We start from the raw sequence: 19,241 nt of genomic DNA on the forward strand, positions 1-19,241 counted from the left end.
GTAGCTAAAATTTACCTGCTGGGCAGTACCCTGCAACAGCAGCGCACAGAAAGTGTTTTTATGACCGATGCGCCGGGCTGCCGCCATGCCAGTCATTACTGGTTGCTGGTACTGGTTGATAAGGAATGCGGCGGTAACAATAATGCTGTGCAGGATAAAATAGAAAATACCTGCCGCCCTGTTGTACCCGTTACGGTTATTATACTTGACAGAGCACAGTTTTACAACTGGTTGAATGAAGGACACCCGTTTGCCTGCAGGGTGGCAAATATAGCCGTAGTACTGCATGACGTTACCAACACACCTGCTGTGGTAGCGGCCAGCACAAACGAAGACCGTACAAATGCCAGCCGGGCTTATTGTATGCTGGGCATTAACAGGGTAAGCGAATTTATAGCAGGAGCAGACTTGTACCGGCTAAGGCAACAACATAAAATGGCAGCCTTTATGCTGCACCAGGCTGCAGAGCAGGCATTGCTGACCATCTTTAAAAAAGGCACCGGCCTGCATCTTAGCAGTCACAATATACACAAGCTGCTCCGTTATTGCGCCCTGGTCAATTATAAAATACCGGCCATCTTTCCGGCAGGCAATGAAACCAGTGAAAGGCTGCTGCGCCTGCTGCAGAAAGCCTATATAGATGCCCGGTATAAAGAAGATTTTACCATCAGCGGTACTGACTTAATTTCAATTACAGAAAAAGTAAAAATGTTGCAGGAGATACTGCTACAAACAAAATAGTATGTTGTTTTTACAAAGTTTCCGCCTTAAGAAAACAGAGTGGCTGGCTACATTGCGCAACAGAAAGTAGTTTCATTAATACGTAGGCTGTAACAAACCTGACAGTAGCATTACTAAAGCTGAACCTACTATTTGCAACAGCTCAATAAAGCTGCCTGTCAGCAACGGGCTGTATTCGTTGCTGACTTGACTTTTTTTTGTTATCTTTCTTTGTGTCAAGAGGTAACTACATACCTGTTAGACCACGGGGGTAAATTTCGTTATTTTTGAGCGGATATCGATTGTTCCTCCGAAAAAGTAAAACTTAAGGGCCTGCCAAGTTGGATATAGTCTAAAAAAAAATGTTTAAACTTATTGTATATATTAAAATTTTAGCATTACTTTGAAGCGCATACAATATCTACTGCAAGCCATTAACATTTTATTTGCAACTAAAACCAGCAACTTGCGCTCTTAATTAATGGCTAAATCCAGCTCAGCTACTCCTGCAAAAAAAGAGAAAAATAATCCGTATAGACCTAATGTTTGGGGAATGATTCGAGACATTATGGTTCATGCCATAAATAAGGGACAATTACCTGTGACGGGTTTAATTTTACTGCTGGGTTTAGTAGTTTTTAAAATGCCTGCAGAGGATGTATCTAAGCTGATGTATGCAACAATTCGCCAGTTTAAAACGTTATATTATCTGGGTTGGACTTTAGATGGTGTGATTATTGTTACCTGGGTAATTGTACAGCGAAAATTAACGCGGGGTTACAGAAGAGAATTGGATAGAATTAACAACGAAAACCAAGAATTGCAAAAAAAGTTATTAGATTCATAACAATCGTGAATTAACTTAAACTATACATAAAATGGCTACTCTATTTTTTATTGTAATACTGCTTTCAGTTTACCATTTTGTTATGGAAACTTTGGTATTGCCAGCATTGAAAGAAGAGCTGCGCTTTAAATTATTGAAGTTGAGAAGTAAGCTATGTAATTTAAAATTACAAGCTAAAGATAAGTTAGATGGAAAAACGTTTAGCGACTTAGACGCCGCTATTGTATTTAATCATAATCATATGGATTCGCTAAATCTTGTAGATTTTATGACCACTATGAAAAGTATAAAAAATGATAGAAAGCTAATTGCTCAAGCTGATAGCGATATTAAACGAATCGAAAATATGAATCTTCCTGAAGCGAAGGCGATATTTGAAAAATTCAACAAATATTTTATTCTTACACTGGCAGTTAACTGTGGGGCTTGGGGGCTTTATTTTCTTCCTATTATCCCCTTTATCTTACTTACCAGATTGATGAAAAGATTTTGGAGGAAGAGTGATCGTCGCGCAAAAAATCTTGCTTTTGTTATTTCAGAAAAGCGTCATTTCCCTGCTGAGGAGCCACATGCTATAAGGGTAAATGTTACTAATGGCTTTGATAAGATTAGGAGTAAATGGCATGGAGAAATTGCCCTTTAAGAATGAATCAAAGAAATATTTGCAACCCAAGTATTGCTGCCTTAAATTTTTTATAAAAAGTCTTTTACATTCATTTTAAATAAATCGGCGATGCCCTTTAAAGTTAGTAAGTGCATATTGCTTTTACCATTCTCCAAAAATGAGATACTGCTATAGTGTATGCCGATATCCTTACCTACCTGCTGTAAGGTCATTTTTCTTTTTCGTCGGGCTGCTTTTACTTTTGCGCCTACCAGTTTCAGATACTCTCCGTTACTCATATTTTAGCTGTTAATTCTTTATATTTTAAAGAGCCATTACAATTGGTTAAGGCTGCAGCAAAACGTTCATCCTGCAATAACTCTCTGTTATTATGTCTGAAAGCTGATTCATTGCAATAGCGTTGTAAATGCTTTGGGCTTACTGAATGATGAATGCCGTCGATTTGTTTTTTCAAAATATTCCAGTACCCTTCAATTGTGTTAGTATGTACCAAAATATCTTCTTTACGAACATATTCTTTATTCCGGTGGTTAACCTTCTTATGGTTGTATTTTTGTCCAACCTTGTTATAAGCATGATGGTCGTCTGATACCATAGTACTATCAGGTGTTATAAACCCTTCAATTGCTTCACTGATGTTTTCAATGTTGGTTTGAGGTATAACCTTAGTCTTTACCTTTCCCTGCCGTTGTACGGCCCCGAATACCATAGTCTTATTACCAACCCCTCCCTTTACTTTTCTTTTGCTCTCATGCTTGTTAGATTCGCTGCCACCGATGTACGTTTCATCAACCTCAACAATACCGTCCAACAATTCAGGTGCGTTATCAGTCAGCATAACCCTTATACGATGGTTTAAATGCCATGCAGTTTTTTGTGTTACACCTAACCAGTTGGCAAGCTGTAAACTGCTAATACCTTTGCTATGTACTGATAAAATATAGGTAGCTAAGAACCATTTCTGTAATGGAATTTTTGTGTTTTCATAAATAGTGCCAACAGTAACACTAAACTTACTGCGGCACTGTTTTTCCCGGCATTTAAATATCCGGCCATTGCTGAACCGGCAAACATTAAGAGAGCCACAAAACGGGCATGCTGGTGTACCATTCCATCTTTGCGCTTCTAAATACTCCCTGCATTTTTCTTCGCTGCTAAATTCTTTTTGAAAGTCTAATATTGATTTGAATGTTTTCATCTTCTTAATTGTCTTAGATAAAGGTAGGGAGTTTATTTTGAATTACAAAATTTATTTTTGTATATTTGCCCTACCAATATATAAGACAATGACACTATGTCAAATTTATAAGAAATTACCAACTGAAGCAGACTGTATAGATTTGTTGGAGACTGTTATATGGGGGAATATCCCTAAATGCCCCTACTGTGGATCAACCAACTCTGTTGCATTGACGTCCGGGAATAGGTATCATTGCAATAAATGCAATACAAGTTATAGTGTTACTGTAAAAACTATTTTTCATAAAACCAAAATTCCTCTTCAAAAATGGTTTTATGTTATCCATTTAAAAGAAAAAAATGATTTATCTATTTCGGTTAGAAATTTAGGAGAGCAAATCGAAACAACAAAAGATACTGCTAATAGAATAGTTAATAAAGTGAATAATTTTTACTTACTAAACTTAGGGCTGTTTAAATCAATTAATTCAAAAATTACAAAAAATGAGTAATTTATTAAAAGCAACTCACCAGGGCGAGTTACCTATTGGTGACATTATTTTACCCTGCGCAGTATTAGAAAACGGCACAAGGCTAATAACATATAGCGCTATTTTTAAAGCTTTTGGCAGGACTAAAAGAGGTGCCCATAAAGACAGAAAAAGCGGGGTGCGCAACATGCCCGCTTTTCTTAATGCAAATAACCTACAACCCTTTGTGGGAGAGGATTTGATGGGGGTGCTCAAATTGATAGAATATACAGACATTTCGGGCAATCAAAGTACAGGCTATAACGCAACTATTTTACCCATGTTGTGTAAAGTTTATTTAGATGCAAGATCAACTATAAATTCAGATACGGGGAAGCGGTATTTGACAAAAAGTCAAGAGCCGCTGGCAAGAGCAAGTGAAATACTTTTATTAAGCCTTTCAAAGGTTGGTATCATTGCTTTAATTGATGAAGTAACCGGATACCAAGAATCTAGGGATAAAGATGCATTAACCAAATTCTTAGCTAAGTTTATTAAAGAAGAAAGAGGTGTTTATATAAAAACTTATCCAGATGAGTTTTTTGAAGCCTTATTTAAAATGAAGGGTTTAACTTGGAGCCTTGCTAATAAAGGTAAAAAGCCGCAGTATATAGGGCATTACATCAATAATTACGTATACTCACGCATTGCTCCTAACATATTAACTGAACTTAGGAGAGTAAATCCTAAAGATGAAGATGGTAAAAGAAAAGGCAAGCATACGCAACATATTGACATTGATTATGGTCATCCTAAATTAAAAGAGCATATAACTGTCTTGACAATGTTTGCTAAAGCCGCTGGATTTAATTGGGCTAATTGGGAAAGGATGGTAGAAAGAGCACTACCAAGATACTCACAGGACGGTAGCCTTGTACAAGAATTACCTTTTACGGAAGTCATAGAAGAAAACGAAAATAAAAAAGGGCAATTAAGCCCTGTTAAAAAAGTCGTTCGCGGCGACGGGAAATAACGGTAAAATAAAATCTACTGTGAACCTTGTACATTAGCCATCTCATTAGTGGTTTCCCATTAGACGTAAGTGATATACAAGGATTTCCCTTTTTCAAAGGTAACAAAAATCTATAACTTTATATCTATGGCAAAAGTTAAAAAGGCTGCACCAAAGAAAGCGGCAACTAAAACAGCAAAGGAAGCATCTAACGTATTTCATAACATCATGGCAGCATCAGTAAAAGACAATCCAAAGCCTGTCAAAAAGAAAGTAGATAAAAATAAATGATCTCTCTAAATGTTATCATTGGGATTGTAGCACTAACTGTATTAGGTTATGTTCTTTTAAATAATGGGCTACATGAAGAAACGGCGCAAGAAAAAATGATAAACCCAACCAAGCAATCTCCATTAAGAAATTTCCGTAAATGGCATATTGTGATATTAGGTATAGTGTGTTGGGGATTTGCTTTATATCTTGCCTTTATTTTTTTAACCTCCGTGGTCTAACAGGTATGTAGTTACCTGTCAAGACAAAAAAAGTAAGGCGTAAGCGACGATTAACTAAACAACCTGCGACTTAAATAACTCCCGCAGATCCAGCAGATAAACGCACATAAGAATGCGACTTTTATTAATACCTGGGCTGTAACAAGCCTGACAGCAGCATTACAAAAGCTGAAACACAACGTACAACAGCCCAACAAAGCTATATACAAGCAACAGACTTAATCGTTGACTACCCGACTTTTTTTTGTTATTTATTTTGCGTTCAGGGCAAAAAAAGTACATAAAAAAAAGCCCTCCTATTTGGAGAGCTTAAAGGGGTTGCTAACTCTTACTTAAAATAAAATTATCTTTTTAACTACCCTGTCGTTGCCCATAAAAACCTGCACCAATACAGTTTGATTGTGTAACCCGGTGCTGTAGTTTTCAATGTGGACGGTATTATTTCCCGGGCTGGATTTTTGCGTGGACGAAGCCAGCATCCTTCCATACATATCTTCCATTCTTATTGCAACATCAGTGGCTTTTTTAGTATAAAAATTTACCCGCACTTTTTCGGACGATGACTGATATATACCGGTTACATAATTGTTGTTCTCCTGTTCTTTTGATGCAACTTTTGCAATATAAGAATATTGACTTTTACCTGTAGTGAGTACTATTTTAACACGGTAATATAAAGTAGCGGACAAACCATTGCGAACATCATCACTATAATAATACGCACTATTGTTTTGTGTGTTTGCACCAACCTTATACACCTGAGTAAAATTAATGCCGTCATTACTTCTTTCAATCTCGTAATGATCAGTTCCTTCTTCGGTTTGCATAGTCCACTGAACATTTACCTGCAGGTTAGCTGCAAAAGTGGCTTTTAATGTGCCGAAAATTATTGCCAATGTTTTTTGAGCGCTGTACAGTACATACGTTTTAGCAGTATCCTTACAGCCATTGCGTTTTTCTGTAACTACCAGCTGGTGCCAGCCACTGTCGGTAGTAACAGGATTTTGTATTAATGAACTAAACCCTTTGGCATTCGTCCAGCTCCATAATAAACCCTGTGAGCCTCCAAAAGGTGTTGCGTAATTGCTCCTGGCTGTATCGCCCCCTAATAGCAGTACCGTAGTGGTAAATGACTGATCAATAATTCCAATTGAAGAAGCTGATGCAACCGGTTTGTAGTTGTCCAATCCTACCGTTACTGAGTCAGTGTTTTGCGGACAACCGGGAGCGGCTGCAGTACTAAGATAATACTTGCCGGCTTTGTTAACTGTAATACTACTGGTATCTGCTTTTCCGACAATATTGCCGGTGCTGGTGCTCCAGTTATAGTACCTGCCCTGATCGATTACGGATGGAATTAATTGTGTCTGAGATTTGGAACAAGTTAAAGGAGCTGGCGATACAATAGTAGCAGCAACAGAGGGCGCATCCAGAAATGGATAAGGGCCTGCAAAATCGGATAATGCAGCTGTAAAGCTGGCAGACGACCTTGTTTTAATTATTATCCTGGTAAAGGCAGGATTACAACTATTGCCAGCCGTGTTATTAAAGGCAGGATCAATACCTATAGAAGTCAAATCAACCGCAGTTTCAGAAAATTGACTTACAGAATTAAATTCAGTGAAGTAATTGTTGACGGAAGTGCCCAAATCTTTTGAGGCGGTTCCCCAGACCGGCCCTGCAATCATTGCGGAATTGACTGAACCCCAGAGTGGCAGCGTATAACCAGTTTTGGCTATTATTTTTGCATATCCATAGGTAGCATTGTTACCTGCGCCGTAAAACTCACCCGGCACAAAATTAAATTTTTGCTGACCATAGGTATTTGAATAAGTCGCCTCGCTCACCCAGATATAAATAGAGATATCGGTAACGTTGGTGCTGGAATAAGTTAAACTAACATCTATATCCCCAATTTTTTTAAGACTCCCATCTGTATTAAATTGAAAATCTTCATGACCTCCTTTTGCAGAAGAGCCTCCGTTTGAAAATTTACCAGTGACAGAATCGTACGCCAGCCTGTTTACAAACAATTCAAAATCTACATACCTGTTACCCGAAGTACTCAATATGGTAGAACCCATGGACAATATTACGTGGCTCGGATTGGGATTATTGATGGTTGTGCCGTCTCTTCTCATACCTGCATAGGCATCAATAAGGTCAGATTTATCCTGTACCATTCCACCACTGGGAGTAGTACTCCATACAGAAGGATCGTCGCCATTTTTACTTCCACTTGCAAAACTGGTTTTATCATTATTATTATAATCCCGGCCGTAAATAGCGTCCATATGCAAGAAGGTATCCACAACACTAAACCTGGGAATAGCGGAGCCCCTGGTAAAAGAGATATTGTTACCATTGGATAACAATGTTTTTAACATGGTGGCTCCCGTGGTGTCTATTACTCCCCTGCCGGTACCGTTATTTGTTTTAAACCAGTCGTGGGAACCTGCCGCGGTAAACGTTCCATTTTGGCGGTAATCTGAATATAAATCGCCATCAATTCCAAATTTGGCTACTAAAGCACTGTTTTGAATTTGACAAACACTTGTGAGCGAAAGCAACAACATAGTTGGTGTCAGCGTTAAAAAGATGCGGGTAAACTTTTTCATGTAGGGGGAGTTAAATTAAATTGTGTGTTTTCATCTGAATGCCATAAACCTTGCCATTGATATAACCATCTCAAAATAGATACTTATACGAGTATTAACGCTGTATTTTTCCATTTCATAGACACACATTCCATTTTACAGACAAAGCGATGGTTAAATCACTTTGCACAATGTGGCTGCTTGTTACGCGGCGGATGTCGTCCTTCCCCTGTTTTGCAAATGACTTATCATCAGCACTAGGCATGTACTCAGCCCACGGTTCTTTGGCATAAACGAGCTATGTTCAATAAAATCTGCCTTTCAATATCTCTTCTAAAAATGTTTCTTCAACCTGCCAGGCCGGGTAATAAAATCAACACCTGGCTGATCAGTGAGCTTAACGCAAGGCATCAGGAAGACGCCTGCAACAGATGGATGTAAACAACTAAACGGATTGAAAAGCAATGATAGCTTAGTCAGTAATACATACCAACCAGTTTTCAGCCTTAATATCGCTTATTGGTAAACACGAAACAGAATTTCTCGAAATGGATTTAATCAAAATAGACACTTCATCCACCCGGATTATTTTCCACAATTCACCGGTACCCGTATTGGCTATTAACATCCCTGGCAGGAGGTTGCCCGTATCTAACTGGGAAAATATTTGTGCCCACTATTTGTGTTTTGGGGGACATTAAAGATACGGTTTCATAGGCTAAGCCACAACTATATTTTTGCTTGTGCCATACTGTATAAAGTTCCAAATCACCTTAAAAAACTGTTGTTTGAAATTTTTATAGCAAAATACTTTTGCTGCTTTATTGGAAGTCTCAAACCGATAGCTTTATTTAAAAGCATAGTAAGTTGCCAAACAGCAGGTAACTCTTTAATAACATATAATTTTTTCTTTTGACGGGATAGCTAAAAAGCAGTTTGTTGAAATACTTTTTTTTTATAGTAAAATCCCTGGTTGGTACCTGCCTTATACCTTCTTCGTACCTGCTTCGGGACACCTTCGGCAATTGACGCTCCTGGTACGAAGCAATCCAAAAGGAGGCACGAATGCTCCCTTAACAGAAGCTAAACTATTTTCCAGCATTCGCTTTCAGATCGTTTATGCAATTGTCGTCGAGCGGGGGTACCGGGTTATTCATAGACCCTGCATTGGTTTCAATGCCATAATACATCAGGCAATTGGTGTTGCTGCAATGGGCGCCGTTGTCCGTGTCCCTGTGGGGCGACTGCATTGGTGATCCCTGGTTTACCAAACCGAGCAAGTGCCCCATTTCGTGCTGGAGCACGGTACTGAGCAACCTTGATTTGGTGACCCGGCGGGGGCTGCCGGAATTGTCATTGATGGCCTGCCCAAAAATACAGGTAGAGGTATTCCAGTAAGACGTGGCGAAAGTATTGGCCGAAGTGAAATAACCATCGGTGATTAAAATATGCACGGAGATGGTGTTAAGCCCGGTAAAAAACAACTGGTTAGGTTGTTCAATTTTTACAATGTCACTTTGGCCTAAAACTGCCTTACCACTTGCTGCAACTGGCCTTAACGAGACGGAGATACCACCAGACTTATTGGCGTAGGTGGATATAAAATTAGTGAGGTTGCTAATGGTTGCATCATCCGGTGCAAAGGCGGGCATGTAATCTACCTGGATTTGTAATGTTGTATAGGGTGCCGCGGTTAATAAATCGTGGGCCGAAACACCCAGCGTTCTGTATTCGTACTTGCTGGTGAGGTCCTGTTTTTGGCAGGCGGGTAAAAACACCACGCAGCAACATAAAAACCAGTACCCCTTATTTTTAACTGCCATAATTTAAATAAGCATGGTTGTATAAAAAATAGTTTATCAGACATGAAATAATTTGTCGATAAATAATATTTTAAAAAAACAAATGGTATCACGGAGGACAAATCTACGCTTATAAAAATTATTTCTCTATAGTATCAATCAATACAGGCAATTTTATTGGCAGTATTAAATAATGACAACAGGCAAATCTTTCACCGCTGTAACAAATATCGTTTGGAACAAATTTTTTTTCTGAGCACTGACCGGCTGGCGATTGCTGCAGCATGTTGTGCAGAAACATCACCTTCTTCGTGTTGAAGACCCTGTGGTAAAAATGTGCATTCAATATAGCTGCCATAGTATATAAAACAGGGGGGCTGCCCAATTGAGCAGCCCCCTTAGTATTTTACGACCAACATTCGTTTATTTGATCTGTACCAATTTTCCGTTCACTTGTTTGTCGCCTACACGCAGGGTATAGATCAACGCACCTTTGTTGGAAGAAGGTGTGTTGTAATCTACTACCTGGGTTCTGTTGGCAAACAGGTAACCGGCAAAAACAGTTTTCACTTTCTGACCCATCATATTGTACACATCCAGGGTGGCTTTACCGGATACAGGGGACACAATGGAGAATTTCACCTTGTCGGTAAATGGATTTGGCCAGGCAGTTGCTGTGAGCGCTGTAACCGCCTGTCTGTCTTCTGCCGCAATCATAACTTCCGCAGATCTTGCCAATGGCGAGCCGCAGGAGGTTGGGTTATTATAATACCCCAGGAAGAACCTACCGCCGTCAAAAGACCGGTTAATCACGTCCACCGCATTGTTGATATCAGATAGTGTTACTCCGGAAGGAAGTGCTGCACCACCCAGGGCATTGCTGGCAAGGTTGAGCAGATCACCTACAGTTTTTGTACCACTGTTTATCCAGGCTGTAAACCCTGCACTGCTGCTAAGCTGCAAGCTGCTGATGGATGTCGCATCAGCTGAACAGGCTATAACTTTGACCGTTGGGCACTTAGAGAAATCTGCCTTTTGTGTAGTTAGATACCCTGGTTTAAGAATAAGCCCAAGTAATGGATCATTCAGGATAAAATTAGTATTTAAAGTAAGGGTGATGGTTTGTCCCAGCAAAACACTTGAAATCTTTTTATTAAACAGCTTGGGAAGGTTGGTAGTAATATTAGTATTGTTATTACTGCCGCTATTTGCTGTTATCACCGCAGCGGCCTGTCCGGCAGGCATGTCAGATACAAGGTTATTGATTTCCGGTTGTGATGGGCCAACATTAAGGGTACCTACTGTAAAGGTTCTGTTGTTTGCGGCAACACCTAATTTTAATTGCTTGCCTGGCATATTGTTAATACTGAGCGCTATCAGGCTGGCGGTATTTCCTTTTCCGCCTGAAGTATAGACTGAACAAGACGGCAGCGTTACTTTACCACCCAAATTGCCATAAAATCCTTGGGTTACGGTGTAGTAACCGTTGGCTGCATTTATGCTAACAGAATAACTACAGGTTGCATTGCAGTTAGTGGTGTAAGTATTATCTATAACTTTCAACGACACCATGTAAGAACCCGTTGTTGTTGTGGTAACAGTAACAGTCTGCGTAGCGGCTGTAGTTAGACCGCCTGCGAAACTAGCGCCCGCCGTATTGCTCGTAAAGCTCCACAGGTATGCAAAATTTGCTCCGGATGGACCACTCAATTTGACTGCTTGTCCTACGCCCGCAGAAGAAGACCCTGGACTCGTAATATTGCTAATAGTACAAGATGGCACCGGATTTACGGTAACTGTTGTTTCATCTGATGTAGCAGAACAACCTGCATCATTGGTAACGGTTACTGTATAAACACCACTGGTAGTTGCGGTATATTTTTGACCGGTTGCACCATCTATCTTAACTCCATCTTTATACCACTGGTTACCTGTTGCAGAGGAAGAACTCAATATTACACTGCCACCTGCACAGAAGGTAGTGGCACCACTGCTAATGGTAGGTTTGGCCGGTGTGTCATTCACTTTTACAGTTATTCCGTCTGATGTAGCAGAACAACCTGCATCATTAGTAACGGTTACTGTATAAACACCACTGGTAGTTGCGGTATATTTTTGACCGGTTGCACCGTCAATCTTAATACCATCTTTATACCATTGATTACCCGTTGCGGATGAAGAACTCAGTTCTACACTGCCCCCGGTACAGAAAGTAGTTGGCCCTCCGGTAATGTTTGGTTTAGTAGGTTTGTCGTTTACTGTTACTGTTCCTTTGGTATCAGTTACAGTACAGGTACCGTCTTTTACGGTGACTGTATAGTCCGTAGTGGATGTTGGAGAAACAGTGATTGATTTGGTTGTTTCGCCGTTACTCCATAAATAAGAAGAATTCGCTCCATTATTGGTTGCTGTTAATGTTGCCGATTCACCATTGCAGATAACGGGGCTATTCACAGATACCGTAAGCGTACATGGATCTACACCGAGATGCTTTGAGCAAGTGCTTTTGCAACCATTGGCATTGGTAATGGTCACATAATAATCACCTTCATCACTTACATTCACACATTGATCAGCAGATGTAAACCCATTAGGCCCGGTCCATGAATAACTGCTCATACCATCAGCAGCACACCACTGGACAGAACCGCCTGAAGTGATCGATCCCTCACCTGTAATAGTGCAGGTAGGCAATTCGTAAACGGTTGTGGAAGCGTTGGCACTATTATTAGTGAGATCGGGGTCATCTGTTATTTCGGTAACACTAACTGCGTTACTTACAGAACCACTTACTGTTGGGGTAGCCACCACAGTAAGTGTAACAGATTGCTGTGGAGAGAGTGCACCAACGTTAAATACGGTTGTTTGGCCCGTTTGACTGGTGGGCGCCCCGGAAGCTGAAACAAAGGTTTGATTTGCACCTAACACGTCTGTTGCTACAATTCCATTAGCAACAGTGCTGGTTTCATTGTTTTTTATGGAGATGGTGTAAGAAACATTGTCTCCAAGACAAACGGGCTTGGCTGTTTTAGTAACTGATATGTCAGCCTGAGCGGTGAAAAAACTTTGAACCTTTAATAGGGGTACTGTTTGGTTTCCGGTATTGATACCATCACCTCCATCCCCTACTGCACCGGTGTGTGCATCTATCAGTGCTGTTTGCACATTACCGGACGAACCAACAGGAATTGAGCATTTCAACACAACCCAAATCTCAACAATTACCTTGTCCCCTTGTTCCAGTCCTGAAACCTGGATAGTACCGTGAATGCGTTCGTTACTACCCCCCGCATCCAAAGTAGTAGCAGAATATGAATCTACTTTGGCATTGGCACCCGGGTCATTGGTGCCCGGATCACCATAATCTACAAATGCACAATACACCCCATAAGCAGGGTCAAATCCAAAATCATCGCCACTGGTGGTTTTTGCAAGCCATTCAGGATTAATATTAATAACACCCAAAGATGTTGGTCCAGTTACATCTACCTCAATAAAAAACGGTACCACCTGGCATAAGGCCATGTCCTTTGGAGCAAGTGATGGAACGGCGTCAAAGTTGGATGAAAGGGGTGGTGCTGCATACGCAACCGCATCAGGCAGGGGGTTGTTAGCTCTTCCAATTCCCCCACTTGGAGTGGAACAGGATAACAATGCTGGCGCCAGCTTTTGATAAGTTGGCTGGTATGGCCCAGTGTTCATTGCGGGATCGGCGGCAACCCATTTTAGCGAATAACTACCGCCTGCATCACTTTGTGCCTGAACAGTAGTTAGAGGAAAGAAACTGTTAATGAATAACAGCGTCATTAAAGAAAAAAGCAATTGCTTTTTTCTTTTTTCAAAAGGTTTAATTTTTTTCATTTTAGTTTGTTTACTTGAGTAAATGTGTTGGATAAGAATGCTGGATTTAACTGGTATAGTTGAAACGGGCGGATATAGTTTTCCCTGGACTTTACAATTGTAAAATCTTAATTATCTAAAATTCACCAAAGTAAAAACGATGGAATTGTAACTTAGGGAACGGGTAATAAATTTAAGTGAAATAAGAGATGCTGGTGGCTCAATAGAATTGGATATACGTGCGGGAAAATCTAAGGTAAATTAAAATAAATTGTAATCCTATTAAATAAGGAAAATTATTTTTTAAAAATGATTTTAACGGATCACTCGTAATACAACGGCGTATTTAAAGTAGTGGAAAGCACTTTAACCTGGTCGCCCAGGATGGCTTCCAGTGTGAGTTTGTAATATTGAGGTTCGCGGGGAATGAAAAAATCAAGGGACGGCCCCTCCCCCGCTTTTTTTATAAAAAGGGTATTGCCATACTGATCGGTGCGCACCAGGTTCCATTCAAAACTAAGTCCCGGTACATTGTTGTGGTACAGCTTCCATTGGTTATTGTATTTTACAATTACCTGGTAAATCAATTCGTTCCCTTCAAAGGCCAGTTTGGCGGGTTTTAAAATGCGTATTTCGGGTATGGGTGAGGGTCTGTCTGGCGTGTTGTTCCAGGTGCTGGCTACTGTATTGTACCATTGCTTTTTCCTGCCTTCCATATCCAGTAAACCATCCAGGCTGATGTACCTGGTATTCTCCAAATCCTGCCAGGCAGGTAACGTTCCGGATTGCCGGATTGCCGGCAGCAAGGGCCATAATTCAGGAGCTACCTTACCCCAGGTCATGCCAGGTTCCAGGGGTTCAGCTAAGCCAGCCGGGTATTTCGCAACAGCGGTAAGCATATAAGTATTTATTTCCGGCACCTGCCCTTCGTAATAGTGAAACCGCTCACGGCCATTTTCATCCCAGTTTAAATTCATTACAATCGGGCGGGCACTGTCTGTCAACCGGATCTGGCGGCAGAGTTCACTCAGCCATTCAGTATAGCGCTGCCGGTAAAAAAAATAATCCGGTAAATAGGTTTGGCTGGCGAGACTGCTTAATACATCATCACCTACATTCCATGCAATAATATTTTTATTATGCAGGTTACTTTTTATTACATTCAGTATGTTATTTTTTTCCTTTTGCAGCAGCTTTTTATCATTCATTACAGCCACGGTGGCAGGTATCCTGAAACAGGGAATTAAACGGATATTGTTTTCTGCCAGTACTTTGCCCAGGTTATTATCATAAAAGCCCGGCATCATTCGTTGAACGGTATTTATGCCCACTTTTTTCATTGCGGCCACATCAGCCTGCAATGTGCGCAGGTTAAGCGTATGCCTGTTTCTGAACCAGTAGTATCCTTTGTTGTACTCAACACATTTAATACCGCCAGGCAGCTGGTGATTTTTTGTAACGCCGGTTGTTATGGTACTTTTTGAATATGCGGCGTCCGGCGGCATACTGGCGGCCGGCGCATTTTGCCAGAGGGTATTTTGCATTACAACGTCACCGGCATTGTGCACGGCTCCTTCCTTATGTGACGGGTAATCTGCCAACACACTTTTTATTTCTTTGAAAGCAGTATCTATATTCTGCCAGGCTGCATTCCACCACTGCAGGTTGTAACGATTGCTTACGTTTGCCCCGGTAATCATTACCGGCAAACCGCTGTTAAAAACTGGCTGTTGGTGGTAGGGCCGGTACAGCTGATCAAAACTTGGTACAGGCCTGCCGGTGCTGTCGGTCATGTGTATATTAATCCAGTCTGTAAATCCCTTTCCGGGGAAATAAGCTGTTGCAGACAGCACATCTTTAGGTCTCCAAACCCACACAACTTTATCCGCACCGGCTTTACTGACCAGCTGGTGCACATATTGCCAGGCTGCTATATACAGTTGCGGATTATTGCCTGTGGCGGAAAACAGCGGGTATTTATCCCGCGCCGCCTCATCTCCAAAAGTTAAAAAAACCGGCTTGTTCAGTGTTGCCAGCTGCTTCGCGAAAGCGGTTATTGTCTCATCGTACTCCCCATCTGTAATTTGCTGCAACACCATGGAATCTTTTGCAATTGTGCTGCCACTGTCTTTTTGCCAAAGCTGCCACACCAGCAAGGGTAAGGCGTGATGGTGATACACCCGGTTAAGGTAACTGGTATCCAGTATATTTTTTTCACCTGCTCCCCATGGAACGTTGGCAGCGATGATGGCCGTTTGCTGTTTCGGCAGCAGCGAAGCAAAGAAATTGCCCGACGCAACATTATTTTCCGCATTGCTTTGCAGGCTGAAGCCCTTATAGAATATTTGTAAACCTGGCGGAGGCGGGGGTAAAAAATCCGGTAACTTTTGCTGCTGCCGGTAGGCAAATACAAATGCTACGATTAATACCATGGCAAGCGGCAGCGAATAGGTGCGTAAAAATCCATGTGCTTTTTTAATTAACCAGGTATGTTGCCGCAGCTTCATGGCAAAACCACTTGCCACGCTTGTTTCGCTGGTATACCCGGAAATAAAAAAAATAAAAAACATAAATATTACCTGCATAGACGCCAGCACTACCATGAATATGGTATAAGGATTATAGTCAAACCGTATCCCGTATGCAATAGCCGCCAGGGACACTATTGCAATGACGATATTGGGTAAGCTAAACAAAAACGGCAGCGGGTCATGGTCATTTTTGGGCGTAGGTATATAAGGTACTTTTTTTCTGAAGATGGTATATATAAACCCAATGCTGTATACCCACCAGGCACCGATCTGTAATATTCCCCCTATAAAATGAAAACCCCTGTCACTGTCTTCTGCCACCCATTTTTGTACATAGTGCCTGATAAGAATACTCATGGTGAACAGCGGAGCGGAAGCCAGTAAAAAATTCAGCACATCCATTTGCAACGGAATATAGCCGGTAAATAGAGAGATAACAGGAATTAAAAAATTAATAAAGAAAATAAAGCCCAGCAAATAATGAAATGGCAGCGTGAAGTAATGTATTTTTTGCCGCCAGGTAAAATGTTTAAAGAGAGCCGGATAAGTTACCAGCAACAATTCCCATGTACCCCTGCTCCATTTTAATTGTTGTTTATAATACGACGACATGGTTGCGGGAACAAGGCCACGGGTAATAATGGCAGGTACGTACACCGATTGCCAGCCCTTGGCATGCAACTGCATAGCAGTGTGCATATCTTCTGCCAGGCCATTGGCGTGGCCGCCAATTGAATCCAGCGCAGCCCGTCGAAAAGTACAATTGGCACCAATGGCCTGTACCGTTCCATAACTCTGCATAGCCATCATCATTGGGCCGTAAAACTGGTAGGTTTGCTGCGCAGCGCCTTTTGCCACCAGGCTTTGCTGCTGATTATAGTATGCCTGTACTACCTGTACAAAACCAATTGAAGTATTATCGAAATAAGCCACTACCTGGTCTAAAAATTCGGGTGCCGGAATATGATCCGGATCCAGTACCACACACAATTCGCCTGTTGCATATTGCAGGGCATTGTTGATGTTGCCGGCTTTGGCATCTCTTTTATCAGTTCTTGTAACATGTTGTATGCCCAGCCGGAAACACAATTGCTTTACATTGGGATCGTCCGCTTCATCGCAGCACCATGCAGTATGCGGGTAGGTTATATTTTGAATGGCGGTCAACGTGCGTTCCAGCATATCAAATGGCTCTCCCGGGCAATAAGTAGTTAAAATATCTACTGTATACACCTTTGCTGCAGCTGGCTTAACCGGACTTGTAATAGAAAAATAGTGATACCATTCGTGCAGGTACTTAAAGCAATAATACACCATGGTAATCATCAGCAAAACATACAATGGATAGTAGCTGATATTGCCCGGCTGCAGTAAGTTGTATAGAAAAAATATAACGGACACCACTCCAATAAGGATCATCAGCCGCAGCGCCATCTTTTCTTTTACAGAAGGAGATTGTATGGGGGTTAATTTATAATTTATCATTGTACTACGTAAAACGGGATATTGGCTGTAGCACAAAAGCCAGCCGGATTTTTGACTGTTACAAATATCCTGTAGGGCCCTTTACCGGCAGGTGCTTTAAAATTGATTTCACTGTGTAAGCTATCTGTCATCAATCCCATTTGTACAGCTGGTTTTTTAAAATTGTCCCAGGTAAGTCCCCAATGTTGCCAGTCTTCTTTTAGAATCTGCCATTGATATACCAAGGTATCTGCAGCGCCCGGCTTCTCCAAATAAACAGCAGCCTGGTGAGTTGAACCAGCCTCAAAAATAAGATTGCTGTCCCCGCTCGATTTATCTATCAGCATATATTGCAGGCGGGGCGATTGGTGTTTGGTAACTGTATCTTTCCAGCAGTCGTTTAAAACCTCCAGTGCTTCAGTAGGAGTATCATCTTCATTAAAAATACTGTACCAGGTATGCGTATATTCCTGGCGGTTACCCCAGAAAAAAACCAAAGAACCCAAAAACCGGGGATCATTGCGGGGCATGTACTTTGTATAAAATTCGGCGTATTGCTGCGCTTTTTTTGTACTGGTATTTTCTATTGGAGCCTGCCAGGTAGTTAAGGATGCTTCCCAGCCGCCGTTGGGCGACCACTCCCCAACCAGGTAAGGTCCGTTCCAAAACCATTTTATCAAACTAAGATCGGTTTCAATTGATTTAATCCTGTTATAAGTATTAATACAAATGAAATCCAGCGCGGGTATCCGCCACCGGATATTAAAAATAAACCGCTTCGCCACATTGATTGTAGAAGTCGAAACAGGGTGATCGGGATCTGTCTGGTGAATGGTCTCAAGCAGGCGATTGTAGCTTTTGTAAAAAGGAACTGTTGTAAAAGTAAGGGGCATATCCAGCTCATTGCCCAGGCACCACGCCAGCAACGCCGGCTCATCCTTATAACGGGATACAATTTGTTTATAATGATTGTACAATTTGTTGGTATTGCTGTCCTGGTTATAAAAGTCTGTATTGTCTCCGCCAGGGATATCAATCCCTACTATTACTGCTACACCATTCTTTGCTGCTTCTTTAAATGTATTTTCCAGCCTGGATGTATCCCAGCAAATAATGGTATTACCACCGGCATTAACTAATTCTTTAATGTGGGTAAATCCTGCCCCACCTTTTACAATAAACGGTTGGCCATTTTTATAAAAATTAAACCGGCCATTTTGCTGCCGGATACTTACCAGTTTACCAGGCTTCGTATATTGATTTCTGGGGCCTTTGGTCAGGACGTAAAACAACCATACTAAACATACCAACAACAGGGAAGCTGCCATGAGCCTTAATAGCCATCGTTTAATTTTACCGGCACCTTGGTAGTACTTCTTCAATGATTGGATTGGTTAATACTGGATTATTATTATTTTTTAAGCGTAAAGGATTCAGGGTAAATACAAAACGCTTCAACAAAATACATACAATCCTTAAAAATAAAATTAAATTCAAACAATGCAGGGATAAAGTTCCCTGATGCAAAATAATCTGCCTGCAATAAAGCGATCATTCGAAATAGTCCTGACAATTTTTATGCCTGTACTACCAACAACCGGTTTAAGTGGCAATTTATTAAACGAAGTAACTTACAGGAGAA

The 19,241-nt window shown here is 41.1% G+C and carries 13 protein-coding genes; 6 read left to right on the forward strand and 7 right to left on the reverse strand.

The annotated features are described in order from the left end of the window. The 3 genes from JWR61_RS18120 to JWR61_RS18130 all read left to right on the forward strand — a co-directional run. Positions 1 to 741, forward strand: a 741-nt coding sequence (locus JWR61_RS18120) for a HEPN domain-containing protein (protein ID WP_301929153.1), incomplete at its 5' end; no start/stop codon positions are given. 460 nt (positions 742 to 1,201) lie between these two features. Beyond that, positions 1,202 to 1,567: a hypothetical protein gene (locus tag JWR61_RS18125; RefSeq protein WP_301929154.1), complete on the forward strand. Its 366-nt coding sequence runs from the start codon at positions 1,202 to 1,204 to the stop codon at positions 1,565 to 1,567. A 31-nt stretch (positions 1,568 to 1,598) separates the two neighbouring features. After that, positions 1,599 to 2,210, forward strand: coding sequence for a hypothetical protein (locus JWR61_RS18130; RefSeq protein ID WP_301929155.1), 612 nt, complete (start codon positions 1,599 to 1,601; stop codon positions 2,208 to 2,210). 50 nt (positions 2,211 to 2,260) lie between these two features. On the opposite strand, the gene JWR61_RS18135 is transcribed toward JWR61_RS18130, so the two are convergent. Both JWR61_RS18135 and JWR61_RS18140 read right to left on the reverse strand, forming a co-directional pair. Beyond that, a complete protein-coding gene (locus JWR61_RS18135; protein WP_301929156.1) occupies positions 2,261 to 2,470 on the reverse strand; it encodes a helix-turn-helix domain-containing protein in 210 nt (69 codons plus the stop codon). Continuing rightward, complete coding sequence (locus tag JWR61_RS18140) at positions 2,467 to 3,390, reverse strand: IS1595 family transposase (protein WP_301929157.1); 924 nt, start codon at positions 3,388 to 3,390, stop codon at positions 2,467 to 2,469. Before JWR61_RS18140 ends, JWR61_RS18135 begins: the two co-directional genes overlap by 4 nt. Before the next feature lie 88 nt (positions 3,391 to 3,478). Here JWR61_RS18140 and JWR61_RS18145 point away from each other — a divergent pair, with 88 nt between their 5' ends. The 3 genes from JWR61_RS18145 to JWR61_RS18155 all read left to right on the forward strand — a co-directional run bounded on the left by JWR61_RS18145 (position 3,479) and on the right by JWR61_RS18155 (position 5,144). Next, positions 3,479 to 3,883, forward strand: coding sequence for an IS1595 family transposase (locus tag JWR61_RS18145; RefSeq protein ID WP_301929158.1), 405 nt, complete (start codon positions 3,479 to 3,481; stop codon positions 3,881 to 3,883). Next, positions 3,876 to 4,874, forward strand: coding sequence for a P63C domain-containing protein (locus JWR61_RS18150; RefSeq protein ID WP_301929159.1), 999 nt, complete (start codon positions 3,876 to 3,878; stop codon positions 4,872 to 4,874). Before JWR61_RS18145 ends, JWR61_RS18150 begins: the two co-directional genes overlap by 8 nt. A 126-nt stretch (positions 4,875 to 5,000) precedes the next feature. Beyond that, complete coding sequence (locus JWR61_RS18155) at positions 5,001 to 5,144, forward strand: hypothetical protein (protein WP_301929160.1); 144 nt, start codon at positions 5,001 to 5,003, stop codon at positions 5,142 to 5,144. A 553-nt stretch (positions 5,145 to 5,697) separates the two neighbouring features. On the opposite strand, the gene JWR61_RS18160 is transcribed toward JWR61_RS18155, so the two are convergent. The 5 genes from JWR61_RS18160 to JWR61_RS18180 all read right to left on the reverse strand — a co-directional run bounded on the left by JWR61_RS18160 (position 5,698) and on the right by JWR61_RS18180 (position 18,981). Next, entirely contained in the window at positions 5,698 to 7,983 is a 2,286-nt protein-coding gene (locus JWR61_RS18160; protein ID WP_301929161.1) for a hypothetical protein, read from the reverse strand. 1,067 nt (positions 7,984 to 9,050) lie between these two features. Continuing rightward, a complete protein-coding gene (locus JWR61_RS18165) occupies positions 9,051 to 9,785 on the reverse strand; it encodes a hypothetical protein (protein ID WP_301929162.1) in 735 nt (244 codons plus the stop codon). 402 nt (positions 9,786 to 10,187) lie between these two features. Continuing rightward, positions 10,188 to 13,625 carry a hypothetical protein gene (locus JWR61_RS18170; protein WP_301929163.1) on the reverse strand — a complete coding sequence of 1,146 codons (3,438 nt, stop codon included), beginning with the start codon at positions 13,623 to 13,625 and terminating at the stop codon, positions 10,188 to 10,190. 302 nt (positions 13,626 to 13,927) lie between these two features. Next, complete coding sequence (locus JWR61_RS18175; RefSeq protein WP_301929164.1) at positions 13,928 to 17,620, reverse strand: glycosyltransferase; 3,693 nt, start codon at positions 17,618 to 17,620, stop codon at positions 13,928 to 13,930. Then, on the reverse strand, positions 17,617 to 18,981 hold the full coding sequence (locus JWR61_RS18180; RefSeq protein WP_301929165.1) for a hypothetical protein: 1,365 nt from the start codon (positions 18,979 to 18,981) through the stop codon (positions 17,617 to 17,619). Before JWR61_RS18180 ends, JWR61_RS18175 begins: the two co-directional genes overlap by 4 nt. Between the last annotated feature and the right edge of the window lie 260 nt (positions 18,982 to 19,241).

The sequence above is a fragment of the Ferruginibacter sp. genome, assembly GCF_028288465.1.
In the GTDB taxonomy this organism is placed as follows: domain Bacteria; phylum Bacteroidota; class Bacteroidia; order Chitinophagales; family Chitinophagaceae; genus Ferruginibacter.